This window comes from Spirillospora sp. NPDC048819, assembly GCF_040650055.1.
Lineage (GTDB): Bacteria > Actinomycetota > Actinomycetes > Streptosporangiales > Streptosporangiaceae > Spirillospora.
Genome location: NZ_JBEZGN010000021.1, coordinates 1 through 16734, shown reverse-complemented (window position 1 = coordinate 16734; position 16734 = coordinate 1). Strand labels below are relative to the sequence as shown.

15 protein-coding genes and 2 pseudogenes are annotated in these 16734 nt (G+C 68.7%); 7 read left to right on the top strand and 10 right to left on the bottom strand.

Annotation, left to right across the window (positions count from 1 at the left end; genetic code table 11):
* Positions 1–42: 42 nt before the first annotated feature.
* Entirely contained in the window at positions 43–291 is a 249-nt protein-coding gene (locus AB0C35_RS25700; RefSeq protein ID WP_358460495.1) for a hypothetical protein, read from the bottom strand.
* A gap of 661 nt (positions 292–952) precedes the next feature.
* On the opposite strand from AB0C35_RS25700, the gene AB0C35_RS25695 reads away from it, so the two are divergent.
* Positions 953–1171: a hypothetical protein gene (locus AB0C35_RS25695; RefSeq protein WP_358460943.1), complete on the top strand. Its 219-nt coding sequence runs from the start codon at positions 953–955 to the stop codon at positions 1169–1171.
* A 78-nt stretch (positions 1172–1249) separates the two neighbouring features.
* Here AB0C35_RS25695 and AB0C35_RS25690 read toward each other — a convergent pair.
* The 9 genes and pseudogenes from AB0C35_RS25690 to AB0C35_RS25650 all read right to left on the bottom strand — a co-directional run.
* A pseudogene (locus tag AB0C35_RS25690) lies at positions 1250–1444 on the bottom strand (helix-turn-helix domain-containing protein); the annotation flags it as partial.
* On the bottom strand, positions 1441–2466 hold the full coding sequence (locus tag AB0C35_RS25685) for a phosphotransferase family protein (protein ID WP_358460492.1): 1026 nt from the start codon (positions 2464–2466) through the stop codon (positions 1441–1443). The gene AB0C35_RS25685 and the pseudogene AB0C35_RS25690, both read right to left, overlap by 4 nt.
* 31 nt (positions 2467–2497) lie before the next feature.
* Positions 2498–3127, bottom strand: coding sequence for a TetR/AcrR family transcriptional regulator (locus AB0C35_RS25680; protein ID WP_358460489.1), 630 nt, complete (start codon positions 3125–3127; stop codon positions 2498–2500).
* 16 nt (positions 3128–3143) lie between these two features.
* A complete protein-coding gene (locus AB0C35_RS25675) occupies positions 3144–5159 on the bottom strand; it encodes an acetoacetate--CoA ligase (protein WP_358460486.1) in 2016 nt (671 codons plus the stop codon).
* A 49-nt stretch (positions 5160–5208) separates the two neighbouring features.
* Positions 5209–6408: an ABC transporter permease gene (locus AB0C35_RS25670; protein WP_358460483.1), complete on the bottom strand. Its 1200-nt coding sequence runs from the start codon at positions 6406–6408 to the stop codon at positions 5209–5211.
* A gap of 13 nt (positions 6409–6421) precedes the next feature.
* On the bottom strand, positions 6422–7231 hold the full coding sequence (locus tag AB0C35_RS25665) for an ATP-binding cassette domain-containing protein (protein WP_358460480.1): 810 nt from the start codon (positions 7229–7231) through the stop codon (positions 6422–6424).
* A gap of 56 nt (positions 7232–7287) precedes the next feature.
* The gene (locus AB0C35_RS25660; protein WP_358460477.1) at positions 7288–8427 is read right to left on the bottom strand and encodes a substrate-binding domain-containing protein; all 1140 of its coding nucleotides are present in this window, start codon (positions 8425–8427) and stop codon (positions 7288–7290) included.
* Between the two features lie 60 nt (positions 8428–8487).
* On the bottom strand, positions 8488–10257 hold the full coding sequence (locus AB0C35_RS25655) for an NAD(P)/FAD-dependent oxidoreductase (RefSeq protein WP_358460474.1): 1770 nt from the start codon (positions 10255–10257) through the stop codon (positions 8488–8490).
* A 130-nt stretch (positions 10258–10387) separates the two neighbouring features.
* Entirely contained in the window at positions 10388–10810 is a 423-nt protein-coding gene (locus tag AB0C35_RS25650) for a DEAD/DEAH box helicase family protein (protein ID WP_358460471.1), read from the bottom strand.
* Between the two features lie 230 nt (positions 10811–11040).
* Here AB0C35_RS25650 and AB0C35_RS25645 point away from each other — a divergent pair, with 230 nt between their 5' ends.
* The 6 genes and pseudogenes from AB0C35_RS25645 to AB0C35_RS25620 all read left to right on the top strand — a co-directional run bounded on the left by AB0C35_RS25645 (position 11041) and on the right by AB0C35_RS25620 (position 16311).
* Entirely contained in the window at positions 11041–12450 is a 1410-nt protein-coding gene (locus AB0C35_RS25645; protein WP_358460469.1) for a hypothetical protein, read from the top strand.
* A gap of 91 nt (positions 12451–12541) precedes the next feature.
* Complete coding sequence (locus AB0C35_RS25640; RefSeq protein ID WP_358460467.1) at positions 12542–13837, top strand: MoxR family ATPase; 1296 nt, start codon at positions 12542–12544, stop codon at positions 13835–13837.
* A 128-nt stretch (positions 13838–13965) separates the two neighbouring features.
* Complete coding sequence (locus AB0C35_RS25635) at positions 13966–15162, top strand: VWA-like domain-containing protein (RefSeq protein ID WP_358460902.1); 1197 nt, start codon at positions 13966–13968, stop codon at positions 15160–15162.
* A gap of 9 nt (positions 15163–15171) precedes the next feature.
* A complete protein-coding gene (locus tag AB0C35_RS25630) occupies positions 15172–15447 on the top strand; it encodes a hypothetical protein (RefSeq protein ID WP_358460464.1) in 276 nt (91 codons plus the stop codon).
* 210 nt (positions 15448–15657) lie between these two features.
* A pseudogene (locus AB0C35_RS25625) lies at positions 15658–15890 on the top strand (transposase); the annotation flags it as partial.
* A gap of 130 nt (positions 15891–16020) precedes the next feature.
* On the top strand, positions 16021–16311 hold the full coding sequence (locus tag AB0C35_RS25620; RefSeq protein WP_358460461.1) for a hypothetical protein: 291 nt from the start codon (positions 16021–16023) through the stop codon (positions 16309–16311).
* Positions 16312–16734 lie beyond the last annotated feature (423 nt).

The window sequence follows — 16734 nt, the reverse complement described above, 5'->3', positions numbered from 1 at the left end:
GCGCCTTCGTTGGAGTCTCGATCGGTACGGCGGGACGGTCTCTCATCGCGGGCGCTTGCGGGTCAGCGGGCGCAGCTGCGTGAGGCGGGCGGTGCCCAGGATCAGGGTGACCGCGACCCCGGCGGACATCGCGGCCATGAGCACGATCGCCAGTGGCAGAACACCGCTCATGCCGGCGAAGGAGATACGCACATCGCCGGTGTTGCTCACCACGAACACCATGAAGACGATCAAGATGACCGCGACGGCCCACAGGCCGGCCCACACCACGCTGGTGCGGGTCGCCGTCACCGCCCGCGGGGCGGGCCGAGGCTTGTGCTGATCCGGGGATCCGGGGCCAGGCGGTCTGGGCTGGGGCACCGAACCGGTCTGGCCGGGGCGTCCGTGTCGTCCGCTGATACGAGGCCTGTGCAAGGTCGGCATGACTCCCCCTCTCGGGGGCGAGCCGGTGTGGCGGATCAATCCCCAGAGCGGGGATGTCGTCGATTGCCGGATAATTTGATTATACCCGATAATTTGACGATATCCGTAAATTCGGAAATGTTTCCCAGGGGATACACTGAAGCCCGAAACATGTTCCATTTCCAGCCGGGCAACGGTCATCAGCACAAGTGATGACGTGTGCACGGATTGCCTGTGTCCATAACCGGGCCGCCGGAGTCAACTGGGAAATGGCCGGTCACTGCGGAGGCTGCACCGGCCTGGACCAGGGCCGTCCGCTCCTCCCCGAGCCGAACGGCCCTGGACCGGCAGCCCATCCGTTGTGGACGAGGGCGTCACGATCGCCGACCGACGCGGGTGAACCGGAAATGAGCCCCATGGCCACCACAACCACGCCTCCACTATCCGTGCCCCGCCAAGCCGCGACGCTCCCACATCCCCGGGCCGAGCCGTCCACGCCCCGCACCACATCCCCTCAACCGCGGACGCCGTCCGCCAATCACCGGCGGTCGTGTCCGTCGACCTGCCCGCTCCGACACCCCAGCGCGTCCAGCAGGCGCGGGCCTACCTGACTGCCCGCCACGCCACCGGCGTGGACGAACTCCTCTGGGAGAGCAGAGAACGGCCGATGCCCGACCGCGACGCGATCGATGCGGTCATCACCGCCGGCGACCAAGCCGGGCATGGCACGCAGGCGCGGACGCGTCAGGGCGGGCCGGCACGGGCGTAGCCGGAACCGGCCCCGGCAGCGGAACGGGAACCGGCATCGTCCTCCAGGTGGTCTGCAGGCGTCGGCGTCGCGTTCGAGCGCGCCGTAACAGGTCATCTCGCCGGCGAAGCGGTGCGCGGTGGACAGCGGCAGGCCCGCCCGGCGGCTGGTCCGGGTGATGGTGAGGGCGTCGCGCAAGGCGGATAATGCCTCCAAGGATGTCCCAGCACGCGGCTGGTGACCGTGGGCCGGCCCCTCGATCGCGGGCCGCGTGCTCCTGCCGACGGCCGTCATGGGTCTCGCAGTTCCCGGAGTCCAGTGGCGAGGAGCGCGGGGACGGCCTGCTCCGCCAGCACCGAGGTGGCATCGGCTGCCGCGCCCCGCCGCGCCCGGTAGCTGATCCCCTGCGCGATGACGGCCAGTTTGAAGTTGGCCAGCGCCAGGTAGAACGGCCAGTGGTCCAGGTCGACACCGCGTCGGCGGGCATACGCCTCGGCGATCGCGTCACCGCCCGGCAGACGGTCACTCGCCCACGCCGCGTCGAACCCGAGGATCAGGTCGAGCTGGGGTTGACGGTAGACGCACATGAGCGCGATGTCCGTCTGGACGTCGCCGACGGTGGCGAGCTCCCAGTCGACCACCGCGAGCACCTTGGTGATGTCCTCGCCGTCCAGCAGTGTGTTGTCGATCCGGTAGTCCCCGTGTACCACACCGATGTGCGCCGGCGTGCCCGGAAGTGCGGCGAGCAGCCGTGCGTGCAGGCGCGTCGCGTCGGTGAGGTCCCGACTCTTGACCTCGGTCCACTGTCGCCACCACAGGCGGACCTGGCGCGCGAGGAAACCGTCCGGCTTGCCTAGGCCGTCGAGTCCGATCTCGGCGACGTCGACGGAGTGCAGGTCTGCCAGGATCCGTACGAGCTCGGCGACGCAGTCCTCGAGCTCCCGGGACGTGTAGGCGTCGAGCTGTGCGCGGGTGCGTAGGACCTGGCCCGGTACGAAGCCTGTGACCGCGAGCGGTGCGCCGAGAACCGCCGGGGCCTCGCACAAGGCGACCGCCTGAGGCACCGGGACGGCGCTGTTCTGGAGAGCCCGGGTGACCCGCCATTCCCGCGCGACGTCGTGCGCCGACGGGGTGAGGCCGGAGATCGGCGGCCGCCGGACGACCCAGCGGTGTGCGCCGTCGGTGACCATGTAGGTGAGGTTGGACTTTCCGCCGCTGACCAGTTCACCGGTCAGCGGTCCGGTCACGTGGACGCCCTGGCTCTCGAGGAACCTGCGCACACCCCGAACGTCGAGGACGGATGGGTCGGGACTCATGCCTGCCATCCGGCCGGGGGCGTGGTGCTGGTCATCGAGGCTGCCCGTCCAAGGTGCCTCCGCAGATCCCGACGATCGACCGCGCGATCGTCAGGTAGCGCTCGAGGAGCACCTCGACCGGCAGTGCGCCGTCCGGCTGGTACCACGACGCGACGCCTACGCACAGCGAGGCGATCGCCCGGCTCGCATCCTTCGGAAAGTGCGTCGAGAAGTCGCCGTTCCGCACACCTTCGAGGATCACCCGGTCGAGCATGCGTTGCTGCTCGTCCCGTTTGGCGACGTAACGCTCCCGGTTGCCGGGCTCGAGGCTGCGCAGCTCGGCCGTCGACACGGTGGCGCCTGTGCGCCGGTACATGTGGAATCGGAGCAGCGACTCGACCAGTGCGTCGAACTGCGAGCGGGTGTCGGGCGATGCGGTCTCCAGCGCCTGGCGGCTGCGGGTCAGCAGTTCGTCGATGATCACCATCATGAGGTCAACGAGGATGTCCTGCTTGGACGGGTAATAGTGGTAGACACCGGGCACGGACAGGCCGGACCGGCGCGACAGGTCACGCGTCGTGGTGCCGTGGTAGCCGTTCTCGTAGAACGCCTGCAGGGCGGCGTCGAGGATACGCGGGAGCTCGAGGGGCCCGTACTCCCGCCAGTTGGGCTCGGAAGACATCGGCTCGGCCGTCACCTCACTGATCGTGGGTCCGGGGGGATGTGCGATTCACCTGATCAGGGCCACGCCGCCTCGACCGTGCGGAACTGATGAGCAGGTCGAGAGCCTCCGGGTCGTCGACGGCACCGCGGTTGACCGCGCTGTCCGCGTCGGCGCCTTGCAGGATGCGTTTGACCGGGACCTCCAGGCGCTTGCCGGTCTTGGTGTGCGGCAGTCGCGCCAGCAGGATCACCTCGTCGGGTACGTGCCGCGGCGATGCCCGTTCGGTGATGCGCCGGCGGATCAGGCCGGCGAGGCCGGGCGGGTCCTGCTCGCCGTGCGCGACGACGAAGAGCGGCATCCAGTATCCGCCGTCGGGTTCCTCGACGCCCACGACGAGGGTGTCCTCGACCTGCGGCATGTCGCTGATGGCGTCGTAGATCTCCGCCGAGCCCAGCCGCACCCCGTGCCTGTTCATCGTCGCGTCCGAGCGCCCGAGGATCATGACGGTGCCACGCTCCGTTAGCACGGTCAGGTCTCCATGACGCCACACGCCGGGGAACATGTCGAAGTAGGTGTCCCGCAGTCTCCTGCCATCGGGGTCGTCCCACAAGCGCAGCGGCATTGACGGCATCGGCTCGGTGATCACCAGTTCTCCCGGTGTGCCGGCGGGGACCTCCTCGCCGTCAGCGTTCCAGACCTGGACCGCCGCGCCAAGTGCGGGTGCGCTGATCTCACCGTCGTACACCGGGGTCGTGGGTGCGCTGGCGACGAAGATTCCGACGATGTCCGTGCCACCGCTCATCGACCCGAGTTGGACCTTCGCGCTGACATGGTCGCGGAACCACTCGTTGGCGCTGCCGGGCAGCACCGATCCCGTCACGCCGACGAGCCGCAGCGCCGAGAGGTCGAAATCCTTCCCCGGCTCGAGGCCCGCCCGCTGGGAGACTTCGAGATAGCCCGGGCTGGTGCCGAACACGGTGACGCCGAGGTCGGCGACGAGCCGCCACAAGGCATCGGGGCCGGGCGATGTCGGCCGTCCGTCGTACAGAACGATGGTCGCGCCGTGGAGCAGCCCGCAGACCTGGGCGTTCCACATCATCCAGTTGGGCGTGGTGTACCAGAAGAAGACGTCGCGGCGGTTGATGTCCATGTGCAGGCCCGGCGACACGAGCTGCTCCAGCAGCACTCCCCCGTGCCCGTGCACGATTCCCTTGGGCCTGCCGGTCGTACCGGATGTGAACAGGACCCAGAGCGGGTGGTCGAATCCCACGGCCACACCGACCGGATCGGGCTCGGCCGCAAGCGCTTCCGCCCAGGTGCTGGTGTCCGGACCGGCGGCAGGGTCGGCGAGCCCGGCGGTCTCGACGGTGATCGTGTGCCGCAGCCCGGGAAGCAGGTCGCGCAGTTCCCGCGCGTCACCGCGGCGGTCGTGCAGCTTCCCACCGAACCGATAGCCGGAGCCGGCGATCAGCACGCGGGGCGACAACTGCGCCATCCGGTCCGCGGCCGAAGGCGCCGCGTAGTCGAGGGCCGTCTGCGCCCATACGGCGCCGACCATCGCTGTCGCCACGAACGCGACGACCCCTTCGACGCAGTTCGGCAGGTACGCGGCGACGCGGTCGCCCGGTTCGACGCCGAGGGCGCGCAGGCGGCCGGCCACGGCGGCGGCCTGCGTACGCAGCGCGGCGTAGGTGATCGACGACCGCTCGCCGGTCTCCGCGACCAGGATCACGGCTTCCTGGTCGTCGTCGCCGGCGCGCAGCATGTGGTGTCCGAAATTGAGCGTGCCGCCGGGGAACCAGACCGCGCCGGGCATCCGGCGTTCGGCGAGCGCGCCGCGCGGCCGGGTGGACCAGTCGACGTCGAAGAAGTCGGCGACGGCCGCCCAGAACTCCCCGGGATGGGCGACCGACCACGCGTGGAGCGCGCGGTAGTCGGTCACGTCGCCGAGGCTCGCGCGGCCCTCCGTGTCGAGCCACGTCGCGAACCGCGCGATCCGGCTTTCTCGGACCCGTGCGGGGTCCGGCAGCCAACTCGGTTCTGCAGTCATCGTCGACCTTCCTTCGCGACCAGTGCGTCTCGTGTCGGCGGAACGCCTCTCAGCGCCGCCCGGGTAGGAGCGATCCGCGGGCGAGGGCCACGTCGGCGGCGACGGCGACGATGAGGACGGACCCCGTCGCGAAGTACTGCACCTCCGTTGAGAGACCCAGCAGTTGGACGCCGTTGCTGATCGACCCGATGACCAGAGCGCCGAGCAGTGCCGACCATATCGATCCGCGCCCGCCGAAAAGGCTGGTACCGCCCACGACGGCCGCCGCGATCGCGTTCAGCATCAGGGGGCCGGAGCCAGAGGTCACCGATACGCCGAGCTGGCGGGACGCGTCGACCATTCCGGCGACGGCCGCGCACGCCCCGAGCACGAGGAACGAGTAGAGCACCATGCGACGGACCGGGATGCCCGCGCGCTGGGCCGCTTCGCGGTCGCCGCCCACCGCGTACAGGTGGATGCCATAGCGGGTCTGTGTCGTGGCGTACCACGCGATCAGCAGCATCACCGCGAGGATCAGCAGCGGCATCGGCAGCCCTCGCTGCCGCGTCAGCGTGAAGACTCCCCCGAAGAGGGCTGCGGCGATCACCAGGGAGGGCACCACGACGGCGGCCACCGAGGCCGACGAACCCGTGGACACCTGCTCCCGGCGCTGGAACAGTCGGTACGCCGCGAACGCCACGGTCCCGGCCGCGGCCAGCGCGTAGCTCATACCCGCCGGTATCGTCGTACTCGCGATCTTGGCGAACGGGGTGGCCGCGACGCTGATCGTGAACTCGGGCGGCAGCACGACGAGGATGAGTCCCTGGAGGATGACCATCCCGCCGAGCGTCACGATCAGCGACGGCACGCCGAACATGATCACCTGGGCCTCGATGAACGTGACGGCCATGCCCGCGAGGACTGCGGCCGCGATGCCGACCGTCAGCGGCAGGCCGCTGTTGACGACCAGCCCGGCGGCCACCGCGGCGCACACCCCCGACAGCACGGCCGACGACAGGTCGATCTCACCGACGAGCAGGACGAAGACCACGCCGAGCGCGAGGATCGCGGTCGTCACGATCTGCAAGGTGAGGTTGGTGAGGTTCTGGAAGCTGAGATACGCCGAACTCTGGCTGTAGAAGATCGCCCAGATGATCGCCAGCACGACGAGTACCGGGATGCTGCGGTGCGTCGCCGACTCGATCGCCCGGCTGACCAGGGTACGGCGGGCCGCCGGCGGGGCGCCGGAGGGGGACGTCGATACGGTCACAGGTCTTCCACCCTCAATCGTTCGTCGGCTCGGCGGCACCGGTCATCGCGCTGACCAGGTCGGACGGTGTGTAGGCGCCGCGCCGGAACTCTGCGACCCTGGAGCCGAGCCGCAGGACCACGACCCGGTCGGCGACCTGCCGCACGTCCTTCATGTCGTGCGAGATCACGACCACGCCCCGCCCCTGCTCGCGAAGTCGGTGGATCAGGTCGAGGACCTCACCGCGCTGCGAGACGCCGAGGGCCGCGGTCGGCTCGTCGAGCAGCACCACCGCGGGGTCGCTGATCAGCGCACGGCAGATCGCGATGCCCTGCCGCTGGCCGCCCGAGAGCGCGGCGACCGGGGTCGTGAGCGAGCGGAGCTTGACCGAGAGCGACGTGAGCACGCGCAGGGCCTCCTCCTCCATGAGGTGGCGGCGCACCCGCCGCCCGGACCACAACCGGCCGTGCCGCTCCCGTCCCAGGAAGAGGTTCTGGACGGCGTCGAGGTTGTCGCACAACGACAGGTCCTGGAACACGGTGTGGATCCCGGCCTCCGCCGCGTCACGCGGCGAGTCCAGGCGCACGGTCTCGCCGCCTACCCGGACCTCGCCCGCGCTAGGCGACTCCACTCCGGACACGATCTTGACCAGTGTGGACTTCCCTGCGCCGTTGTCGCCGACGAGCGCCACGACCTCGCCCTCGCGCACCGAGATGTCGACCTCGTGCAGGGCCCGTACACCACCGAAGTACTTCGAGACCTTCGTGAGTTCGAGCAGGGGAATTCCCTGCGACGATCCGTCGTGCGACGGATCGGAGAACTGCGGTTCGCTGTCCACGGCCATCTTTCCTCCGCGGGGCGGCCGGTGGCTGCCGGCCGCCCGCTGCCGATGGGATCGGGTTATTTGTTCCTGGTCTTACAGGTCTCGGTCTCCGCGGCCGGGCCCGTGCAGATCTGCTTCCAGGTGAACATGCCGAGGTCAACGGCCTTCTGCACCGCGTCACCGGGGTCCTTGCCCTCTTCGAGGTGGATGAGCGTCGCGTCGAGCTTGGCCGTGGGCACCTTCATCGCACCGTTGTCGATGGTGTCCTTGACGAGGTCGGCCGGGGGCTGCTGGCCACTGATCGCCGCGATCGCGATCTTCGCCGCCGCCTCAGCTTCGACCTTGAACGGCTTGAGCACGTTGTCCTGCTGGTCGCCGGTGAGCATGTACTGCAGGCCCGTCAGCTCCGGGTTCTGGCCGCCGTACACGGGGATCTCAAGGTTCTTGCTCTTGAGGGCGGCGATGATGCCCGCCGTGATGCCGTCGTAGAACCCGAGGAATGCGCTGACCTTGTTCTGCGTCTTGGTCAAGCACTGCTCGGCGGCCTTGGTGGCGTTGTCCGGCGCCCAGTCCTTGACGTAGTCCTCGCAGACCACCTTGATGTCGCCGCTCTTGATGAGAGGGTCGAGGACCTGGTTCTGCCCAGTGAGCATCTGATCTGTGTACACGTCGCCCTTGTTGCCGTACTGGCGGGCGACCTGGACCGGCTTGGCACCGAGCTTGCCGCTCGTGACCTGCTCGGCGAAGTACGTGGCCTGCTGAGCGCCGACCTTCACCGGGTCGAAGATCGTCTGGGCGTACAGCGTGCCCTTGACCGGCGGGTTCTCGTACCCGATGACCGGAACCTTCGCCTGCTCGGCGGCCTGGAGCAGGCCGGCGCTGGTGTTCGGGTCGGCGGCGACGACGACCAGCGCCTTGGCGCCGGCGGCGATCGCCGCGTTGGCCTGCGCGAGCTGCTGGTTGGAGTCGCCTCCCGCGTTGACGAACTTGACCTCGACGCCGGGGTCCAGCGCCTTGATCGCCTTCTCGAACTCCGGACCGTCCTGCTGGATGTAGCGGGTCGGGGTGGTGTTGGGGGCCATGAAGTAGACGAGCTTGGAGTCGCCGCCCTCACCGGTGTCGGCTCCGCCACCACCACAGGCTGCGGTGACAAGGAGGCCGGCGCATGCTCCTCCGGCGATGACTGTCCGGAGGATGGCGCCACGGGAACGCTTCACTGGGTACCTCTTTTGCTGGACATCCGCGCCAGGCGGCGCAGATGGTCTTGTGGGGGTGGATCAGGACGTGTGAAGTCCCGCATGCTTGGCGGTGATCTGCAGCGCGAGGTGCTTCGAGTAGATGCGAACCCAGGCGAGCGGTCCGCCCATGTACCAGAACGCCGGGTGGCCCGTGCGTCGGTAGAGTCCGCCGATCTCGCCGTCCTCGCCGATGCCGAGAACGACCGGAAGACGGTCGGCGACCTGGTCGCCGAAGAGCCGGCGGGCCGTCTCGCGCATGTTCTTGTAGCCCGTGGCGAGGACGACGAGGTCGGCCTCAAGGGTCCGGCCGTCCTCGAGGCGGATGCCCTCGGGCGTGAACTCCGCGAGCCCGGAGCCCTGCGCGAGCTTGATCTTCCCGTCTGCGATGAGCCGCGAGCAGCCCACGTCGATGTAGTAGCCGCCGCCGTACGCCAGCGCGTAGCCCATCAGCCCGGTGCCGTCGGGCCCGTCGTTGCGCTGGAAGCCGACCGCGTCGAGCGCGGCGAGCAGCTCCGCGTCCTTCTTCGCCGTCTCCTTGACGCCTTCCTTGGCCATTTCCAGGACGAGCGGCCACGGGGTGCCGCTGGCCAGCAGGTCGGCGTACGCGGTCGGCGGGCCGCCCTCGACGAAGTTGCTGCCGAAGATGGCGGGAATGCCGTGTTCCTGGCTGATGATGTGGGTCGAGGAGCGCTGCACCAGCGTGACGTCCGCGCCGGCCTCGTAGAGGTCCTGCGCAATGTCGTGGCCGCTGTTGCATGCGCCGACGACCACGGCCTTCTTCCCGGCCCAGCCGGTGACCGCACCGTGCCGGCTCGAGTGGTAGACCGTGCCCGCGAACCGGTCGCGCCCCGGGACATCGGGAATGTTCGGCTCTCCGGCGGCGCCCGTCGCGAGGACGACGTCGCGCGGATGCAGTTCCCGCTCCCCGTCCGGCGTGCGGACGCGTAGCGTCCACCGCCCGGTCGCCTCGTCGTAGCCGCTCGAGGTCATCTCGGACGATGTCCAGACGTTGAGCTCCATCGCCGAGGCGTACGACTCGAACCAGTCGGCGATCTTGTCCTTGGCGCAGTAGACCGGCCACGAGTCGGGATAGGGCATGTAGGGAAGGTGGTCGGCCCACACCGGGTCGTGCAGGACCAGCGATTTGTAGCGCTTACGCCACCCGTCGCCCACCCGCGCGCTCTTCTCGATGATCAGCGTGTCGACGCCCATGAGCCCGAGGTTCGCGGCGACGGTCAAGCCGCCCTGACCGGCACCGATGACGACCACGTCCGGGTCGGAGCCGATGTATCGCAGATGCTCCTGCCGCTCCTGGAGCCAGTTGCGCCCGCCGTCTGCGGGGTCGTGCCGCGGGCCCCTGGAGCGGTGCGGGCCGATCGCCCGCTCGTGACCGCGCAGGTCGTCGAGTTCGGTCATCACGGTCCAAGCGACCCAGCCGCCGTCCTCCCGGCGCAGCCGGACGGCTCCCCGCCCGAAGCCGACCGGTGTCTCGAAGGTGAGGAAGCCTTCGATGATCTCGCCGTCACCCTGGTACCGCGGACCGAACTCGGTGGTCATCTGGATGTTCGCGAACGATCCCGGCGCAAGGTGCTCGCCGAGCATCGTCGCGACGTTGTCCCGGCCGCGGTAGGTACCCAGATCCCGGGTGAGCGCCAGCAGGTCACGCCACCAACTGTCGCCGGCGAGCAGCATGGTGGTTCCCGCGACGTCAGCGGCCTGTAGTGCCGTTGTGAACCGTTCCAACCACGCGGCGAACGCAGCCTCCGCCGCGACCTCCGCCACGCTGACCTGGCCTGTCTCCGTCGCCATGGACGCACCCTTCCGTCCGCAAAAGCTCCGATAGAGTCCGAGCGATCGCTCGGTAGGGCCTGAGTGTGCAGGTCAACAACGTGATAAGCAATACCTTCGTAAAACATTCTTTTCGGTGATGATCGTTGGGCTACACGACCGATCCGATGGCATGGAGGGACTCCAGACCAGCGGATCCGACAACCTTGTCGCGCACCCAAGCCTTCATCGACGCCCACGCGATCACGGTCGAGGACGAGCCCTGCTCGGCGTGCTGGGTGCGGATCCGATAGACGCTGACGGCGTCGTCGACCGACTCGCGGTAGGTGTACTCGCCGACCAGGTTCTGGCCGAAGGACCCGAAGGTCTGCTTGACCCGGGTCGCGGTGAGCCCGACCAAGAAGGCGTCGAAGTACTCCAGCACCTGGCGCCACAAGCCGTAGATCGACCGGTGGCACTCATCGATGACGATCAGATCGAAGGTCTCGGGGGGCAGGTCGGCGCTGTAGACGACTTCAACGACGTCATCCGCGGCTCTCGCGCGCTGCGGCGAGTGATGGGCGCCGCTCGGCATGTACCGCTTCTACAGGCCGTGAGGTGGGCCGTCGGCGAGGTGCCTGAAGGTCCTCGCGCCCCTACTGATCGAGACGTCCGACGGCGTCTTCGACGTCGGCGCGGGTGGCAGGGTGAGTCGATCGAGCAGCGGCCAGACTGGCAGATCCACATGCAGGTGCTTATGATGTCCGGGATGAAGAACAACTCCTCGTACAGATCGGGGGAATCGTTCGCGCAAGGTGAGTGCTGATGGCACACCACTTCGCGAACATTCCGGCCCATCTGCTGATGTGGCAGCGCGTGCGTGAGTACGCCGTGCCACCGTCCATGATCGAGACTGCGACCGCACGGCGTGTGGTCGGTGACTGGGCGGGGGCCTGCGCCTCCGCTCGGATCGACATCGGTTTCGATCTGCGCGCCGTGCGCGACCGCTACGGCACAGAGTTCGTCACCCGCCTTAGAGCGGATCTGCGTCGGCTGGCACCGGATCTGCTTCGCTGGCACATGCCCCGAATTGCTCCCCACGGGCGGCTCCGGCCCGGGCTGACCATCTCCCTCAGCCGTTATGGCAGTTCTGGCACCACGCCGTTGCAGTTGGTGGTGCGGACACCGCCGGCTTGGGCGGACGCCGGCCAACGGATGTCCCTGGCCCTCTGGGACGAGCACGGTGACGGCGCACCGGGGCACCATCCGCACCCACATCCCGCCCGGCGTTTCCGGCTCGACCTGCACCGGCATCTGTGGGACTCCAGTCGGTGCGGCGAACTGACATCGCGCTGCGGTGCGGACGCCGCGCCGGTCCCGGTACCCCCCGACCGGCCCCACCCACTCGCCTGGCTGAAAGGGCCGGTCCGGCCCAATCCCTCCGACGTCAGCGATTACCCGTGGGCGTCGGCACGATGGGCCGCCGAGGCAGAGCTGTTGCTGAGGGCGGAGGGCGACTCCAGCGGGGTTTTCACCGTACGGCTCGGCGCACGTGACCGCAGGGCGTTCGAACTCGTCGCCCCCGATGACCACCATGTCCCGACGTTCCGGTCGCTTCGAGAGGCGCTGCCGCCTCAGGTGTTCGCAGCGCTGCCGGTGCTACCGGAAGCGGCGGCCCGGATCCTTCCGGATCTGGCGTTGCTGCGGGCCGGGCTCGTCGCTGCCGATCGGCTGCATCCGCTTGTAGCCAAAGCGTTGTCGGCGTCTGGAGCAGAACCCGTGCCCAGCCCTGAGCAGCAGCCCGGCGACCCCCACAGAGTGGAGTGCCGGGGCGACGTCCACCGAATCGCGCTGCGGGACGGGGTGCTGACGGCGGTCGACCACGACCCGGCACAACTGCGCCGGGAAGAGTTGCTGGTGGCACTCGGTGGCCCCGCGCTGCCGTGCCTTCGCGCGATCGACGCGGTGCACCGCGCCCCGCAGGCACTGCCCGCCGTCCGGGAGCGGCTCGGCCACGGCGATGTCTCCGGGGCGCTGGCCGTGCTCGAAGGCCTGCTCGGTCCTGGTGCAGTCCTGCGCGACGGGCCGCTGCGAGAGACGCTGGAGTCGTCTGCGGCCCGCCATCTCGACCATGGACTCTTCCGCTCCGGGCTGCGCCCCGTCCACCCTCCCGCAACGCGCCCCGCACGGCGTAGTCGGGCGCGACTCCGTACCAGTCCAGCACGGGCAAGCTGACCGTCCCGCGCCCGCGCCGCAAGTTCCGCACGGCCTGGCCCCACCGTCCTCCGGCCATGCCGTCCATTTCGACTACCCCCAGGTGATGCCCATGATCTCCAGTGCCCTTCCGCCCACCTCGGTCCTGACGACCGGGATGTCCACCGACGCCTCCGGAACCGACCCGCAACTCGTTCTCGCTGACGACCTCCTGGCCCTGCTGCGAAGCACCACAACCGAGACACGCCCCTCCGATCAGCTCGAAGCGCTCACCCTGGCTGTCGCAGCCGACCTGCCCGTGTTGCTGTGGGGCGAACCGGGCATCGGCAAGACCGCCGCTCTGACGCAGCTCGCCGCCTCGCTCGACCTGCCGCTGACGACCGTGATCGCCAGCGTCCACGAGCCGACGGATTTCTCCGGGTTGCCCATCGTCGGCGATGATGCGGCAACGCAAGGAGTGCCCATGGCACCGCCGCAGTGGGCAGTGGACCTCGTACGTGCCGGACGGGGATTGCTCTTCCTGGACGAACTCTCCACCGCCACTCCGGCAGTCCAGGCCGCGCTGCTCAGGGTCGTACTGGAGCGCAGAGTCGGTGCGTTGCAACTGCCGCCGGCGATACGGATCGTGGCCGCCGCCAATCCGCGCGCATCAGCAGCGGACGGATGGGAGCTGAGCCCGCCGCTGGCCAATCGATTCGTGCACCTGAACTGGTTCCACGACCAGGACACTGTGGTGCGCGGGCTGGGCGGGGTCTGGCCCCGGGCACAACTGCCGCGGCTCGTGCCGGAGGAGCTACCAGAAGCGGTGGCATACGCCCGGCGGGCGGTCTGCGGATTCCTGCAGGCACGGCCGACACTGATCCACCGGCTGCCGAGCACTGAGACACGACGCGGCGGTGCCTGGCCGTCACCCCGGAGCTGGGAAGCCGCGCTGACACTGCTGGCCTTCGGTACGGCGGCGTCCGTCTCTCGGGAGGTGCTGGGGTTGCTGGTACGGGGCGCGGTGGGGGACGGGCCAGGGCTCGAACTTCTCGCCCATCTGGACCGGATGGACCTGCCGGACCCCGAGTCGCTGCTGGCCGATCCCGCATCCGCCGAGCTGCCGATGCGGGGAGATCTACGTCAGGCGACCTTGGACGCGGTAGTGGCCGCCGTGGGTGCACGGCCACAGCGCGAGCGCTGGGAGGCGGGTTGGGCGGTACTGGTCCGGGCGCTGGAGACCGGTGCCGCGGACCTGCTGGTCTCCCCGGCGATGGTCTTGGCCTCGCTGCGGCGTGACGATTGGGAAGTGCCGGAGTCGGTGGAACGGCTGGCCGGAGTGATCGATCTCGCCCGGCGGGCTGATCAGTCGGTACTGCGGGCCACGGGGTCGGCCGATGCCACGCGTACGGCGGGGGTGGGCCGATGACGAGGACCTCGAAGTCTCCGATGGCCCGGCCCTCGCCGCCGCGCCGAGTGCGGGCCGCCGTTCCGAGACGCCCGACCGGCTCCGGCGAGCCGTATGGACCGCCTGGCCTCCCACTGGACCTGGAAAAGTTGCTGTCTGCTCGACTGCACGCGGTGAAGGTCCGTCCCTATCTGGCGAGTGCGCTCTTCGCGCTGCACGTCGTGGAGGACCGTTCAGTGCCGACGATGGCGGTGGATGCGCACTGGCGCTGCTATGTCTCCCCCGGCTTCGTCGCGCGCACCCCGGTGGAGGAGCTGGCAGGCGTCTGGGTGCACGAAGTCTCCCATCTGCTGCGAGACCATCACGGGCGGGGGGATCGGTACGCGAAAGAGCACGGGGAGAACGGGCCGGGCGAGCGGCTGCGGCGGAACATCGCCGCCGACTTCGAGATCAACGACGACATCTACGGTGACGGTCTCCCCCTGCCCGCCGGGGCGGTCCTGCCGTTGATGCTGAGGCTGCCCGACGGGATGCTCATGGAGGAGTACCTGCGGACGACTTCTCTAGCCGGGCTCACGCCGGACCTGGCCTGGCTGGACTGCGGCAGCGGGGCCGACGGACAGGACCGTCCGTGGGAGTTGGGGCCCGACGGGGCACACGGTCTGAGCAGACAGCAGCGGGACGCGGTGCGCTTCCGGGTCGCTGAGGGAATCAAGGGCCGGCCGGGCGACGCCCCGGAAGGCTGGCGCCGCTGGGCGGACGAGGCGTTCCATCCACCCCAGCCGTGGCGGCAGTTGCTGGGGGCGGCGGTCCGCTCGGCAGCGGGAGCCCCTGGGGCAGGAGAAGATCACAGCTATCGGCGTCCGTCCCGGCGCGCGGCCGCTGTCCCCGGCGTGCTCCTGCCGAGCCTGCGCCGTAAGCCGCCCCAGGTCTGCGTGGTGATCGACACATCCGGATCAGTCAGCGATGCCGAACTGGGCAGCGCGCTGCTGGAGGTGGTGGCGATCTCGCGGGCGGTGGGCGGGCGGCGCGACCTGGTGTCGGTGATCTCCTGCGACGCGGCGGCCGGGGTCGCCGTTCCACTCTGCCGAGCTGAGAACCTCGAGCTGATCGGTGGCGGAGGAACGGATCTGCGCTCGGGTTTCACCCGGGCGCTCCGCTCTCGGCCCCGCCCGGACGTGATCGTCGTCCTGACGGACGGCCAGACCCCTTGGCCTGCCGAGCAGCCCCCCTGTCGCACCGTGGTGGGTCTCTTTCCTCGTCCAGCGAGCGCAGTGGACGAGGAAGACCCCGACTATGCCCCGGACAACCCGCCGCAATGGGCCCGCGTTGTCACGATCAGCTGAGAAAGCGCGATGATGCCGATGTTCAGCCCCAATGCAAGCCGGGTGCTCGGAGGCGGGTTCATCGCGGACGCGTCCGCCTCAGACCTGTACGAGCCGTTAAGGTCGTTGATCGAGGACGGGTGGGTTCTGAAGGAAGGGGCGGTGCTGCCGGCCGCCTTCCGGAACTCCTATGTCGGCTCCCGGTCGCGGCACCCGGTGGTGCTGGACTGGGAGTTGCCGTCAACGGGCGAGGCATTCCCGATGAGGGCCTCACTGCGCGCGGTGTGGATCGGGTCCGGCCGTTGATGCGGCGCGGGGTCACCTTCGCATGGGAGGCGCTTCGTGCAGCCGACGCATCGATCCCAGTGCATCCGCTGATCGCTCGCGTTTCGGCCAGTGAGGTGCTGATGAACCCTGGCGAGTACAACGGACACGTCACCTCTGACTCTGTCGGGAATCTTGAGGTTCGGGGTCATTTACCCTGCCTCCACTGCAAGGGCCGGGGCAGTCCACGTTAACGGCACGCGGGCCAAGACGGTGCTCACCGACGTCGGCCCGGTCGAGGTCAAGGTGCGCCCAGGGACACCGGCGGCACCTTTGAGTCGCAGATCGTGCGCAAGCGGCAGCGCCGGTTGACCGGCGTGGACGAGACGGTGCTGTCACTGTCGGCGAAGGGCCTCACACACGGGGAGATCAGTGCGCACCTGGCCGATGTCTACGGCGCCCAGGTCTCCAAGCAAACGATCTCGAACAGGCCCCTGGTGTTCTGCGTCGATAGCGAACCCTCCTATGCCTGATTGTCGGCAGACCCCGATAATGTCGGGCGGTCTATCAGGGACCAGGAGGGGCGTCATGGGTGGATCTTGCTGGGACTACGTCGTGCCTTACCAGCCGGACACCGCTGCGGCGCTCGCCACGGCGCATGAGCGCGCCTTCAACGAGGGGGACTACTTCTGGCCCTTCGACGGTCAGAACTTCTTTTCAGTAGGTCCCGAACGTCCCCGGCCGACATCCATCCGTGAACTCTGGGAAGACCCCACCGTCCAGGAGCTCCTGACTCACTCGGTGCTGGACATGTTCGGCGTCTCCGCACCGAATGAGGAACCACAGATCCTGCAAGCAGCGCCGTTGAGCCCGGGGACGATGCTGAAAATCTTCGGGACGGCCTAGCCGCGCGGACTACGACCGCGCCCACGACAAACTCTGGGACGAGATCGAGCGCGGCTACGGCCACTATGTGATTTTGAGCTCCGGTGACGCGCCTGAGGAGATCGCCTTCTTCGGTGTCACGGGCGATTGACCCGCCTGACCCAGGTCAAAATCATGACTTATCGGCCCTCATCACCTGATCGCTCCGGTCACTTAAAAAGCGAGCTACACCCTTGCGGTTTCGTGCCGACGATGCGGGGCTAGATGTTGCGGGCCAAGACGTTGATGTCGGCGGTCACTTGCTACTGACCAGGGGCTACGGTCATCGACCCGAATTCCTCACATCGGATGATCTAAGGAGATCTTGGGTTTCCAGACTTGAGGGTCGTTTGCCCGTCATGTGGTGATGTAGGCCAGGTGCGGGTCGGCGAAGAAGGACAGTAC

Coding starts and splice junctions, on each gene's coding strand:
- AB0C35_RS25685 (WP_358460492.1), bottom strand. CDS start 2,466: ATGAGTCCCGACCCATCCGTCCTCGACGTTCGGGGTGTGCGCAGGTTC.
- AB0C35_RS25680 (WP_358460489.1), bottom strand. CDS start 3,127: ATGTCTTCCGAGCCCAACTGGCGGGAGTACGGGCCCCTCGAGCTCCCG.
- AB0C35_RS25645 (WP_358460469.1), top strand. CDS start 11,041: ATGGCACACCACTTCGCGAACATTCCGGCCCATCTGCTGATGTGGCAG.
- AB0C35_RS25640 (WP_358460467.1), top strand. CDS start 12,542: ATGATCTCCAGTGCCCTTCCGCCCACCTCGGTCCTGACGACCGGGATG.
- AB0C35_RS25665 (WP_358460480.1), bottom strand. CDS start 7,231: ATGGCCGTGGACAGCGAACCGCAGTTCTCCGATCCGTCGCACGACGGA.
- AB0C35_RS25675 (WP_358460486.1), bottom strand. CDS start 5,159: ATGACTGCAGAACCGAGTTGGCTGCCGGACCCCGCACGGGTCCGAGAA.
- AB0C35_RS25655 (WP_358460474.1), bottom strand. CDS start 10,257: ATGGCGACGGAGACAGGCCAGGTCAGCGTGGCGGAGGTCGCGGCGGAG.
- AB0C35_RS25650 (WP_358460471.1), bottom strand. CDS start 10,810: ATGCCGAGCGGCGCCCATCACTCGCCGCAGCGCGCGAGAGCCGCGGAT.
- AB0C35_RS25630 (WP_358460464.1), top strand. CDS start 15,172: ATGATGCCGATGTTCAGCCCCAATGCAAGCCGGGTGCTCGGAGGCGGG.